Below are 12,210 nucleotides of genomic sequence, written 5' to 3'. Positions count from 1 at the left end.
CCTACAGCCGCGCCCGCTTCACCGCCATGTGCAGCAGCAGCCGGTCCTCGCCGTCGTTCAGATCGAGGCCGGTGATCTGCTGGATCCGGGAGAGCCGGTAGTAGAGCGTCTGGCGGTGGATGCCCAGCGCGGCGGCCGTCCGGCTCGCCTGGCCCGCGCAGTCCAGGAACACCTCGGCGGTGTGCGCCAGCTCCCGGTGCAGCGGGGTCAGCAGCGAGGCGACCGCCGGGTCCCCGGGGTCGTTGCCGGTGCCCGGGAGGGCGGTCAGCAGCCGGTACGGGCCGATCGCCGACCACCGGGCGACCGGGCCGAACCGGGTCTCGGCGCGGGCCGCGCGCGCCGCGGCCGTGGCCTCGCGCCAGGAGACCGTCAGCTCGTCCAGACCCCGGCGCGGCGCGGCGATCCCCCCGGTGGCGGCCGGTCCGGCACTGGTGCGCAGCCGGTCCGCGGCGCTCAGGGCCGGGTCCAGGCGGTCCGCCGAGCGCAGCCGGACGAGCGCGGCCAGCGACCGGGGCCCGGCCGCCCCCGGCGCGGCGACCGTCGCCAGCGCCGCCGCCGAGGCCACTCCTCGTACCGAAGGCGTGTCGTCCGCCCACGGGGTCACGCACACCACCGTGTGCAGCCCCTCCGCGTCCCGCCCCAGGGCCTCGCCCAGCGCGGCGACGGCGGTGTCGAGCTGCCGGCCGGGCCCCGCCGTGAGCACCGCGCCGAACTCCCGCGAGAGGTCCGCGCCCGCCCGTGCCTCGTCGGAGAGCAGCGCCCCGATCCGGGCGGCGACCTCCATCGCGGCGGCCAGCTGTTCGTCGGTGGGGCCCGGGTCCGCGTCGAGCAGCCAGACGTAACCGAGGACGACACCCCGATGGCGTACCGGAAGGCAGATGCGGTCCCGGAACACCCCGGCCTCCGGGGCGGCGGGAATCCGGACGGGCCCGGTCGCCCGGGTGATGCCGAACCCCTCGAACCAGGCGCGCACGGCGGGCGTGGAGCGCCGGGTCAGGATCGAGCGGGTGCGGACCGGGTCCATCGCGGTGTCGTCGTCGCTGTCGTGGGCTCCGAAGGCGACCAGGCCGAAGTCCCGGTTCTCCAGGGTGGCCGGAGCGTCGAGGAGGGCCGAGATCTCGTCGACCAGTTCCTGGTAATCGCCTGTCACTCCGCCATTCTGCACCCCTTCGCGGTCTTCTTCAGACAGATGTCTGAGATGGCGGCCACGGATGCGTGACAGGTGTCGATGGCACAGGATCGGAGCGGTCCCTAGATTTCACGGTGGTTATCCGTGCCGTACCGGTCCGTTCACGTTCGCACCGTTACGGCCCTTCGTCCGTACATTCGTGGAGGTGCCCCGTGCTGGGTCCCGTGATTCTCGCCGCATCGCGCAGCGACAAGATGCGCCGGTTCGTCTCGGCCGCGCCCGGCACCAAGCAGGTCGTCGACCGCTTCATCGCCGGGGAGACCGTCGACCAGGTCGTGCCGATCGTCGAGGACGCCGCGGACAAGGGCCTGGAGGTCACGCTCGACGTCGTCGGCGAGGACATCACCACCCCCGCGCAGGCCGAGGCCGCCCGCGACGCCTACCTGGAGCTCGTGGAGCGCCTGAAGGCCCTGGACCTGGGCACCCGCGCCGAGATGTCCGTGAAGCTGTCGATGTTCGGACAAGCGCTGGAGGGCGGCCACGAGCTGGCCCTCGCCAATGTCCGCCCGGTCGTCGAGGCGGCGGCCGCCATCGGCACCACGGTCACCCTGGACGCCGAGGACCACACCACCCTCGACTCGATGTTCGCCATCCACGAGGAGCTGCGGAAGGACTTCCCGCAGACCGGCTGCGTCATCCAGTCCTACCTGTTCCGCACCGAGGACGACGCCCGCCGCCTGGCCGCCGCCGGCAGCCGCGTACGCATCGTGAAGGGCGCCTACAAGGAGCCCGCCTCCGTCGCCTACCAGGACAAGGCCGAGATCGACAAGGCGTACGTCCGGATCACCAGGATCCTGATGGAGGGCGAGGGCTACCCGATGATCGGGTCGCACGATCCCCGTCTCATCGCCATCGCCCAGGAGCTGGGCCGCCAGGCCGGGCGCAAACTGGACGAGTACGAGTTCCAGATGCTGTACGGCATCCGCAGCGACGAGCACATCCGGCTCGCGGCCGAGGGCCACCGGATGCGCGTCTACACGGCGTACGGCACCGACTGGTACGGATACTTCATGCGCCGCCTCGCGGAGAAGCCGGCCAACCTGCTGTTCTTCGGCCGCTCGATCCTCACCAAGGGCTGAGCAGCCCCCGGGCTGACCCACACCCCCGCCGACACCAAGGAGACAAGGCAATCATGGACGCCGTCACCCAGGTCCCCGCGCCGGTCAACGAGCCGGTCCACTCCTACGCCCCGGGCTCCCCGGAGCGCGCCCGCCTGGAGGTGAAGCTCAAGGAGCTCGCCGACAATCCGATCGACCTGCCGATGACCATCGGCGGCGAGAAGCGGATGGGTGGCGGCGAGCGGGTCAACGTCGTACAGCCGCACAACCACAAGGCCGTCATCGGCACCTTCGCCGGCGCCACCGAGCAGGACGCCCAGGACGCCATCGACGCGGCCCTCGCCGCCGCTCCGGCCTGGCGCGCGATGGCGTTCGACGACCGCGCGGCGATCATCCTGCGCGCCGCCGAGCTGCTGTCGGGCCCCTGGCGCGAGACGCTGGCCGCCTCCACCATGCTCGGCCAGTCCAAGACCGCCCAGCAGGCCGAGATCGACACCCCCTGCGAGCTCATCGACTTCTGGCGCTTCAACGTGCACTACGCGCGGCAGATCCTCGCCGAGCAGCCCCCGGCGAACTCCCCGGGCGTGTGGAACCGTATGGACCACCGCCCGCTGGAGGGCTTCGTCTACGCGATCACGCCGTTCAACTTCACGGCCATCGCGGGCAACCTCCCCACCGCCCCCGCCCTCATGGGCAACGTCGTGGTGTGGAAGCCGTCCCCGACCCAGACCCACGCCGCCGTGCTGCTGATGCAGCTCCTGGAGGAGGCCGGTCTGCCCAAGGGCGTCATCAACCTGGTCACCGGCGACGGCATCGCCGTCTCCGAGGTGGCGCTGAACCACCGCGACCTGGCCGGCATCCACTTCACCGGCTCGACCCCCACCTTCCAGCACCTGTGGAAGACGGTCGGCAACAACATCGCCAACTACCGCACCTACCCGCGGCTCGTCGGCGAGACCGGCGGCAAGGACTTCGTCGTCGCGCACCCCAGCGCCGACCGCGCCGTTCTGAAGACCGCGCTGACCCGCGGTTCCTTCGAGTTCCAGGGCCAGAAGTGCTCGGCGTCCTCGCGGGCGTACGTCCCGGCCTCCATCTGGAACTCCGGTTTCCAGGAGGAGTTCGCGGCCGAGGTCGACTCCATCACGATGGGCGACGTCACCGACCTGTCGAACTTCATCGGGGCCGTCATCGACGAGCGCTCGTTCGCCAAGAACAAGGCCGCGATCGACCGCGCGAAGTCCGACCCGGCGTGCACGATCATCGCGGGCGGCACCTACGACGACTCGGTGGGCTACTTCGTCCGCCCGACCGTCATCGTCTGCTCCGACCCGGAGAGCGAGGTCTTCACGACCGAGTACTTCGGTCCGATCCTCGCGATCCACGTGTACGAGGACGAGAAGTACGACGCCATGCTGGAGCAGATGGAGTCCGTCTCCGACTACGCGCTGACCGGCTCGGTCATCGCGGGCGACCGTGCGGCCGCCGCGTACACGATGGACAAGCTCCGCTACGCCGCGGGCAACTTCTACATCAACGACAAGTCGACCGGCGCCGTCGTCGGCCAGCAGCCCTTCGGCGGCGGCCGCGCCTCCGGCACCTGCGACAAGGCGGGCGCCCCGCAGAACCTCCAGCGCTGGACCCTGACCCGGGCCATCAAGGAGACGCTGGTTCCGCCGACCGACTACACCTACCCCCACCAGGGCTGACGCCCTCCCGGGGCGCCGCAGCACGACGCCCCGGACCCGGGGTCTCCACTGCGGAGCCCCCTCAGAGCACCGCCCCCCGACCGGCCCCCCTGCCGGCCGGGGGGCGGTTTCCATGTGCGCACCTGTACGGGGCCGTCGGCGTGGCCCCGGGTCACGCGGTCTTGTGGTTTAGGTAATGGGCATGTCAAATTCCTTCTCGGTACGTCCCCACACGTCACCCCTGAAGGAGTTCCCCCATGAGACGCAACTCCCGCGCGCGCCTGGGCGTTTCCCTGCTGCTCGTCGCCGGCGCCCTCGGCCTCGGAGCCGCCCCCTCCGCCGCCGCCGACGCTCCCGCCGCCGCACCCTCGGCGATCCCCGCCCCGTCCGCGTACGCGCTCGACGCCGCCGTCGAACGACAGCTCGGGGCCGCCACCGCCGGAACCTACCTCGACGCGAAGACCGGGAAGCTGGTCGTCACCGTCACCACCGACCGGGCCGAGGAGCAGGCCCGCGCCACCGGAGCCACGGTCCGCCGGGTGGCCCGCAGCGCCGCCCAGCTCGACGCCGCGATGGCGACTCTGGAGGCCGAGGCGAAGATCACCGGCACCTCCTGGGGCATCGACCCGCGCACCAACCGGGTCGCCGTCGAGGCCGACTCCTCCGTCTCCGCGCGGGACTTGGCCCGCCTCGAAGCCGTCGCCGAACGGCTCGACGGCGCGGTCGACATCAAGCGCGTCCCCGGTGAGTTCCGCCGCGAGGTGCTGGGCGGCGGAGCGATCTACGGCGGCGGCAGCCGCTGCTCGGCCGCCTTCAACGTCACCAAGGGCGGGGCCCGTTACTTCGTGACCGCCGGACACTGCACCAACATCTCCGCCAACTGGTCGGCCAGCTCCGGCGGTTCGGTCATCGGCGTCCGGGAGGGCACCAGCTTCCCGACCAACGACTACGGCATCGTCCGCTACACCGACGGCTCCTCGCCCGCCGGAACGGTCGACCTCTACAACGGCTCCACCCGGGACATCACCTCCGCCGCCGACGCCGTCGTCGGCCAGGCGATCCAGAAGAGCGGCTCCACGACCAAGGTGACCTCCGGCACCGTCACCGCCGTCAACGTCACGGTCAACTACGGCGACGGGCCCGTCTACAACATGGTCCGCACCACCGCCTGCTCGGCCGGCGGCGACAGCGGCGGCGCGCACTTCGCCGGATCCGTCGCCCTCGGCATCCACTCCGGCAGCTCCGGCTGCTCGGGCACCGCGGGCTCGGCTATCCACCAGCCGGTCACCGAGGCGCTCTCGGCGTACGGCGTGACGGTGTACTGACCTGCGGGCGGCTGAGGCAGCCGCACGAGCCCGACGCCCGCCCGGACCACCGCGCACACGGTCCGGGCGGGCCTTTGCGCACGCGGGCGCCGGTCACCGGCGGGCCTCAGTCGGCGATCTTGATCAGCATCTTGCCGGTGTTCTCGCCGCGCAGCATGCCGAAGAACCCGTCCACCGTCCGCTCGAAACCGTCCACGACGGTGACGTCCGGCGCGATCAGACCGCTCTGCAGATGCGGCACCAGAAGCGCTTCCAACTCCGCCTGTGCGTACCCGTAGTCGCGCACCAGCACCCCTTCGAGGCGCAGGCTCTTGCCCACGATGTCGAACAGGTTGCGCGGAGCGGCGGGCGGCTCGTGGGCGGAGTGGTACTGCGAGATCGCGCCGACCCAGGCGATCCGGCCATGGTCGCGGAGGACCGAGATCGCGCCCTCCAGATGGTCTCCGCCGACGTTGTCGACGTAGGCGTCGATGCCGTCCGGGGCGGCCTTCGCCAGCAGTTCGCCGACCGGCCCGTCGTGGTAGTCGAAGGCCGCGTCGAAGCCGAGTTCCCCGGTCAGCCGGGCGACCTTGGCGGGCGTGCCCGCGCTGCCGATCAGGCGTCCGGCGCCGAGCAGCCGCGCGATCCGCGCCACCGCCGTGCCGACCCCGCCCGCCGCCGCGGAGACGAAGAGGTCCTGACCGGCCCGGAACTCCAGCGTCCGGGTGAGCGCCACATAGGCGGTGAGCCCGGTGCCGCCGAGGATCGAGAGGTGGGCGGCGAGCGGGACCCCGTCGTACGAGGGCACCGTCCGCACGCCGTCCTGACCGGGCGTCACCACGGCGTGGGTCCGCCAGCCCGCACGGTGGAAGACCAGGTCGCCCTCCGTGAGGCCGGGGGCGCGGGAGGCCGTCACCCGGCCGATGGCGCGGCCCTCCAGCGGAGTGCCCAGCTCCCAGCCGCCCTCGTCCATCAACTCGCGGTGGTACGGGTCCACCGAGAGGTAGAGGTTCTCCACCACGGCCGTACCCGGCTCCGGTTCCGGTACGGGCGTCTCGTCGACGGTGAAGAGGTCCGCCGTCGGGAAACCGTGCGGGCGGGCGGCGAGTTGGAAGGCGCGGGCGGTGCGCTGTGTCGTCATGCCGACGACGGTAGGAGGGAACGCGACGGCCGGACAGGGGGCGTCGTCGATGGAACAATCCTTTCCATGAACAGCTTTCATGCAGGGGGCCCGGGGGCGGGATCACATGAGGTGCGGGGCATGGGGCGGGCGGAGCGGTGACCGACCTCCTCCCGCAGGAACTCCGCGTCATCGCCGCCGTCGCCGACGCCCGCGGATTCTCCGCCGCCGCCCGGACCCTCGGCATGACGCAGTCCGCCGTGTCCCACTCCGTACGCGCCAGCGAACGCAAGGTCGGCGCGGTGCTCTTCGACCGCGGACGGCTCGGCGCCGCGCCCACCCCGGCCGGTGAGGTGGTCGCCGGGCACGCCCGGCGCATCCTCAGGCTGCTCGATGTGCTGGGCGCCGAGGCCCGGGGGGTGGCCGCCGGGTCCGGCGGGGCGGACACGGTGAGCGGTCCGCTGCGGATCGCCGCCTTCCGCAGTGCCGCCCTGTATCTGCTGCCGCCGGCGCTGGAACGCCTCACCGCCCGCCATCCGGGCATCGAGCCGGTGGTCCGGATGGTCCGCGAGGTGGGCCGGGGCACGGCGGGCGAGGTGCTGGACGGGCGGGCGGACCTGGCCGTCGCGACGCTCGGGACCACCTCGCCGGTGCCGCCGGGCCTGGTCGGCGGCGTACTGCTGGAGGAGGAGTACTCCCTGGTGCACCCGGCCGGACACGCGGCACCCCGCACCCTGCCGCTGGTCGACTGGGTCGAGAACTGCACCTCGTACACCCGCGACTGGTGGGCGGCCCAGGAGTGGATCCCCCGGGCGACGGTCGAGGCCGAGGACGACGGGGCGGTGCTCTCGATGGTCTCCCGTGGCCTCGGCATGGCGATCATGCCGGGTCTGTCCCTGTACGGAGCACCCGCCGGAACCGAGATCACCGCTCTCGGACCCGACCGCCCCACCCGCTCGATCGGCTATGTCACCACCCCTGAGCAGGCACGATCGCTCGCGGTGCGGGCACTGATCCGGGAGCTGCGGGCGGAACGCGCGGAGTCGGCCGTCTCAGATAGTAGGAAGTCCGACTAACTGTGGAGACAGAGCGGCCCGACTGTCCTAGCTTTGTAGGAGCCGAACGAATCGCTCGATCGAGCGACTGTGGCGGTTGCGGGCGCGCGCCCCGAAGCAGGTAACCCCTGCGGCGTACGCTCCCCGCTCCTTCCGGCACCTCGAAATCCGATTTCGATCCCTCGGCACCGTGCCGCGTCGTGGCTTCGCCCGACGCCCGGTCCCGACATCCACGCGATCTCAAGGAGTCGATCCATCATGGCCACCTCCACCGCACGCCGCGTCCGCCACACTCCCCGTCAGTCGGAGTCGGACCGCAAGAACGCCGCCGCCGCCCTCCAGCGCGCCCTCGACCGCCGCGACAACGGCGGCTCGACCGGCCACTGAGCCGCAGCCACCCCACCCGCCGCTCCGCCCGCCCGTACACCGAACACCCTTGCGTCCCGTCCGAATGGTGGACGTCGGATGTCATGGGGTGGGACGCACCGTTAGGCTTCCGGCATGTCTCGCAGCATCGATCTCGCAGTGATCCCCGGTGACGGAATCGGCCAGGAAGTCGTGGCCCAGGGCCTCAAGGTCCTCAACGCTGTCCTCCCGCAGGATGTGAAGCTGGAGACCAAGGAGTACGACCTCGGCGCCCAGCGCTGGCACCGCACCGGTGACACCCTCCCGGACACGGAGCTGGAAGCCCTCAAGAACCACGACGCCATCCTCCTCGGCGCGATCGGCGACCCGTCCGTGCCGTCCGGCGTCCTGGAGCGGGGGCTGCTGCTGAAGCTGCGTTTCGCCTTCGACCACTTCATCAACCTGCGGCCCTCCAAGCTCTTCCCGAACACCGCGACCCCGCTCGCCGGTCGCCCCGACATCGACTTCGTCGTCGTGCGCGAGGGCACCGAGGGCCCGTACACCGGCAACGGCGGCTCGCTGCGCACCGGCACGCCCGCCGAGGTCGCCACCGAGGTCAGCCTGAACACGGCGTACGGCGTCGAGCGCGTGGTCCGGGACGCCTTCGAGCGCGCGGCCGCCCGGCCCCGCAAGAAGCTGACGCTGGTCCACAAGAACAACGTCCTCGTCTATGCCGGCCACCTGTGGAAGAACACCTTCGACCGGGTCGCCGCCGAGTACCCGCAGGTCAGCACCGACTATCTGCACGTCGACGCCGCGACGATCTTCTTCGTCACCCAGCCGGAGCGCTTCGACGTCATCGTCACCGACAACCTCTTCGGCGACATCCTCACCGACCTCGCCGCCGCCGTCACCGGCGGCATCGGCCTGGCCGCCTCCGGCAACATCAACCCGACGGGCGCGTTCCCGTCGATGTTCGAGCCGGTCCACGGCTCCGCCCCCGACATCGCGGGGCAGGGCAAGGCCGACCCGACCGCCACGGTCCTCTCCGTCGCCCTCCTGCTGCGCCACCTCGGCTACGAGACCGAGGCCGCGCGCATCGAGGACGCCGTCTCCGCCGATCTCGCGGAGCGCGACGGGGCCACTGCGCGGACGACCGACGAGATCGGCGACGCTCTCGCGGTACGCGTAGCGAGCTGACCCGACGACTCCATTCGAGGCCGCCGGGTCAGCGAAAGCACCCGGCGGCTTCACCTGTGCGGCCCCCGGGTGCCACCATCGACCCCTGGACCGCATTCACACCATTTCGTGCACGGCCCCCCGCAAGTGATAATCGAACGCGGGGCCGTGGCTCGCGGTAAAGCTCGGACGTCCTAGGACCTGACCGGAAAGCGTCGGGCATGCACGGGCGTGGGCGCGGTCCATCACACACAAGACCGGTGAAGGACACGCACTCATGACGACGCCCACGATCGAGCTCAAGCCCTCCTCGAACCCGCTGTCCGACGCGGAGCGCGAGGCGATCCTGGCCAACCCCGGATTCGGCCGGCACTTCACCGATCACATGGTGACCATCCGCTGGACCGAGGGCCGCGGCTGGCACGACGCCGAGCTGGTGCCCTACGGCCCGCTGTCGCTGGACCCGGCCAACATGACCCTGCACTACGCGCAGGAGATCTTCGAGGGGCTGAAGGCCTACCGCCAGCCCGACGGCACGGTCGCCTCCTTCCGCCCCGACGCCAACGCCCGGCGCTTCCAGCGCTCGGCCGCCCGGCTCGCCATGCCCGAGCTGCCCGTCGAGACGTTCATCGCGGCCTGCGACGCGCTGGTGCAGCAGGACAAGGCGTGGGTCCCGGCGCACGGCGGCGAGGAGTCCCTCTACCTGCGCCCGTTCATGATCGCCACCGAGGTCGGCCTCGGCGTGAAGCCGGCCAACGAGTACCTCTTCCTGGTCATCGCCTCGCCCGCCGGCGCCTACTTCCCCGGCGGTGTGAAGCCGGTCTCCATCTGGCTCTCGGAGAACCGCGTCCGCGCCGTCCCCGGCGGCATGGGCGACGCCAAGACCGGCGGCAACTACGCCGCCTCCCTCCTCGCCCAGGCCGAGGCCGCCGCGCACGGCTGCGCCCAGGTCGCCTACCTCGACGCCGTCGAGCACAAGTGGGTCGAGGAGCTCGGCGGCATGAACCTCTACTTCGTGTACGCCCAGGAGGACGGCTCGAAGAAGATCATCACCCCGGCCCTCACCGGCTCCCTCCTCGCCGGAGTCACCCGTGACTCCCTCCTCAAGGTCGCCCGCGACCTCGGTTACGGCTCCGAGGAGGGCCGGGTCTCCATCGACCAGTGGCGCGACGACACCGCCAAGGGCACCCTCGTCGAGGTCTTCGCCTGCGGCACCGCCGCCGTCATCACCCCCGTCGGCCTGGTGAAGTCCGAGGGCGGCGAGTGGACCCAGAGCGGCGGCGAGCCCGGCGAGGTCACCATGAAGCTGCGGGAGCGCCTTCTCGACATCCAGCGCGGTGTCGTCGAGGACACCCACGGCTGGATGCACCCGCTCGGCTAGGGCTCCCCGGGGTTTCCCGACCCCTCCGACCCCTCCGACCCTGGACAAGGCCGCACCCGGCTGCTCGCCGGTGCGGCCTTTTCCGTACGAGAAGATTTGAGCGCCACTCGAAGTGATCCCGGAAATCTTTCGTACAGTGATGAGGCATGGTTAGAGTGGCACTCTAACCACCTCGACCTGGAGCCCCCATGCCATCCACCCCCGCCCCCTTCCGCATGCCCCCCGAGTGGGCCCCGCACGAGCGCACCTGGATGGCCTGGCCGGGGCCCAACCCCACCTTCGCCTCCGACGCCGAGCTGGCCGAGGCCCGCCGCGCCTGGGCGGACGTCGCCCGTGCCGTACGCCGCTTCGAGCCGGTCACCGTGGTCGTCGGGCCCGGTCAGGAGGAGGGGGCCGCCGCGCTGCTCGGGCCCGACGTGGAGCTGGCCGTGCGGCCGCTCGACGACGCCTGGATGCGGGACATCGGCCCCACCTTCGTCACCGACGGCCGCACGCTGGCCGCCGTCGACTGGACGTTCAACGGCTGGGGCGCCCAGGGCTGGGCCCGCTGGGAGCACGACCAGCACATCGCCCGGGCCGTCGCCGAGCTGACCGGCACCCCCGCCCACAGCTCCCCGCTCGTCAACGAGGGCGGCGCGATCCACGTCGACGGCGAAGGCACCGTCCTGCTCACCGAGACCGTCCAGCTCGGCGAGGAGCGCAACCCCGGCTGGAGCAAGGAGCGGGTCGAGGCGGAGATCCACGCCCGCCTCGGCACCGAGAAGGCCATCTGGCTGCCGCGCGGGCTGACCGGCGACTACGGGACGTACGGCACGCTCGGCCATGTCGACATCGTCGCCGCCTTCGCCCGCCCGGGCACCGTCCTCGCCCACGTCCAGCCCGACCCGGCCCACCCCGACCACGAGGTCACCCGGGAGCTGCTGGCCGTCCTGCGGGCCGCCACCGACGCCCGGGGCCGCGCCCTGGAGGTCGTCGAGGTGCCCGCGCCCACCGTGCTGCGCGACGAGGACGGCGAGTGGGTCGACTACTCCTACATCAACCACTACCTCTGCAACGACGGCGTGGTCCTCTGCGCCTTCGACGACCCGCGCGACGAGGAGGCCGCCGCGATCTTCCGGGGCCTGTTCCCGGACCGTACGGTGACACTCGTCGACGCCCGTACGATCTTCGCCGGCGGTGGAGGCATCCACTGCATCACCCAGCAGCAGCCGAAGGTACGAGCGAACCCATGACCCCCGCGCCCCGCCGCACCCACCACGCCGCCCCGCCCCGCGAGGACGTCCTCGCCGCCGCCATGGCCACCATCGCCGAGCGCGGGCTCGACGGGCTGACCATGGCCGGGCTCGGGCGCGAGGTGGGGATGAGCAGCGGGCACCTGCTCTACTACTTCCGCACCAAGGACGAGCTGCTGCTCCGGACCCTGGAGTGGAGCGAGGACCGCCTCGGGGCCGAGCGGCGTGCCCTCCTCGCCGGGCCCGGGTCCGGATCCGCCCGGGAGCGGCTGGACGCGTACATCGACCTCTACCTGCCCGCCGGGCACCGCGACCCGCACTGGACGCTCTGGCTGGAGGTCTGGGGCCGCTCGCAGAACGCCGACGACGACGACGCCCGCGCCCGGCAGGCCGCGATCGAGGGCGCCTGGCACCGCGACCTGGTGGCGCTGCTCGCCGAGGGGATGTCGCGCGGCGAGTTCCGGCCGGTGGACGCCGAGCGGTACGCCGCCCGGCTGCGGGCGCTGCTCGACGGGTTCAGCATCCATGTGACGGTCGGGATCCCGGGAACGGGCCGCGAACAGGTGCTGGCGCAGACGGCGGAGTTCCTTGACGAGACGCTGACGCCGGAGGGCCGAAAGGGCGATGCGACCAGCGTCACGACCGCATCCTGAGACACCGCC

General features: G+C 71.9%; 11 protein-coding genes. 9 read left to right on the top strand and 2 right to left on the bottom strand.

The window, feature by feature from the left end; genetic code table 11:
• Position 1: 1 nt before the first annotated feature.
• Complete coding sequence (locus G3I54_RS00295; RefSeq protein WP_164609859.1) at positions 2 to 1,150, bottom strand: helix-turn-helix domain-containing protein; 1,149 nt, start codon at positions 1,148 to 1,150, stop codon at positions 2 to 4.
• 191 nt (positions 1,151 to 1,341) lie between these two features.
• Between G3I54_RS00295 and G3I54_RS00290 the strand changes: the two genes are divergently transcribed.
• The 3 genes from G3I54_RS00290 (at position 1,342) to G3I54_RS00280 (ending at position 5,257) form a co-directional block, all read left to right on the top strand.
• A complete protein-coding gene (locus G3I54_RS00290; RefSeq protein ID WP_164609857.1) occupies positions 1,342 to 2,268 on the top strand; it encodes a proline dehydrogenase family protein in 927 nt (308 codons plus the stop codon).
• Positions 2,269 to 2,321: 53 nt separating this feature from the next.
• Complete coding sequence (pruA, locus tag G3I54_RS00285) at positions 2,322 to 3,953, top strand: L-glutamate gamma-semialdehyde dehydrogenase (RefSeq protein WP_164609855.1); 1,632 nt, start codon at positions 2,322 to 2,324, stop codon at positions 3,951 to 3,953.
• A gap of 236 nt (positions 3,954 to 4,189) precedes the next feature.
• Positions 4,190 to 5,257 carry a S1 family peptidase gene (locus G3I54_RS00280; RefSeq protein WP_164609853.1) on the top strand — a complete coding sequence of 356 codons (1,068 nt, stop codon included), beginning with the start codon at positions 4,190 to 4,192 and terminating at the stop codon, positions 5,255 to 5,257.
• Between the two features lie 106 nt (positions 5,258 to 5,363).
• Here the strand turns inward: G3I54_RS00280 and G3I54_RS00275 are convergent, their stop codons facing one another.
• Complete coding sequence (locus G3I54_RS00275) at positions 5,364 to 6,377, bottom strand: NADP-dependent oxidoreductase (RefSeq protein ID WP_164609851.1); 1,014 nt, start codon at positions 6,375 to 6,377, stop codon at positions 5,364 to 5,366.
• Positions 6,378 to 6,514: 137 nt separating this feature from the next.
• Between G3I54_RS00275 and G3I54_RS00270 the strand changes: the two genes are divergently transcribed.
• The 6 genes from G3I54_RS00270 to G3I54_RS00250 all read left to right on the top strand — a co-directional run bounded on the left by G3I54_RS00270 (position 6,515) and on the right by G3I54_RS00250 (position 12,201).
• A complete protein-coding gene (locus G3I54_RS00270) occupies positions 6,515 to 7,432 on the top strand; it encodes a LysR family transcriptional regulator (protein WP_164609849.1) in 918 nt (305 codons plus the stop codon).
• Positions 7,433 to 7,669: 237 nt separating this feature from the next.
• Positions 7,670 to 7,798 (top strand): hypothetical protein, encoded by a 129-nt coding sequence (locus G3I54_RS39950; protein WP_256341920.1) that lies wholly within the window; start codon positions 7,670 to 7,672, stop codon positions 7,796 to 7,798.
• Positions 7,799 to 7,912: 114 nt separating this feature from the next.
• The gene (locus G3I54_RS00265; RefSeq protein WP_164609847.1) at positions 7,913 to 8,956 is read left to right on the top strand and encodes a 3-isopropylmalate dehydrogenase; all 1,044 of its coding nucleotides are present in this window, start codon (positions 7,913 to 7,915) and stop codon (positions 8,954 to 8,956) included.
• A gap of 256 nt (positions 8,957 to 9,212) precedes the next feature.
• Complete coding sequence (locus G3I54_RS00260) at positions 9,213 to 10,316, top strand: branched-chain amino acid aminotransferase (protein WP_164609845.1); 1,104 nt, start codon at positions 9,213 to 9,215, stop codon at positions 10,314 to 10,316.
• Between the two features lie 188 nt (positions 10,317 to 10,504).
• A complete protein-coding gene (locus G3I54_RS00255; RefSeq protein ID WP_164609843.1) occupies positions 10,505 to 11,548 on the top strand; it encodes an agmatine deiminase family protein in 1,044 nt (347 codons plus the stop codon).
• Complete coding sequence (locus G3I54_RS00250; RefSeq protein ID WP_164609841.1) at positions 11,545 to 12,201, top strand: TetR/AcrR family transcriptional regulator; 657 nt, start codon at positions 11,545 to 11,547, stop codon at positions 12,199 to 12,201. The genes G3I54_RS00255 and G3I54_RS00250 overlap by 4 nt, the downstream gene beginning before the upstream one ends.
• Positions 12,202 to 12,210 lie beyond the last annotated feature (9 nt).

This window comes from Streptomyces sp. SID14515, from assembly GCF_010548505.1.
Taxonomy (GTDB): Bacteria; Actinomycetota; Actinomycetes; order Streptomycetales; family Streptomycetaceae; genus Streptomyces; species Streptomyces caviscabies.
Note: the sequence above shows the minus strand (reverse complement) of the source record. Positions and strands in the feature narration are given on the sequence as shown.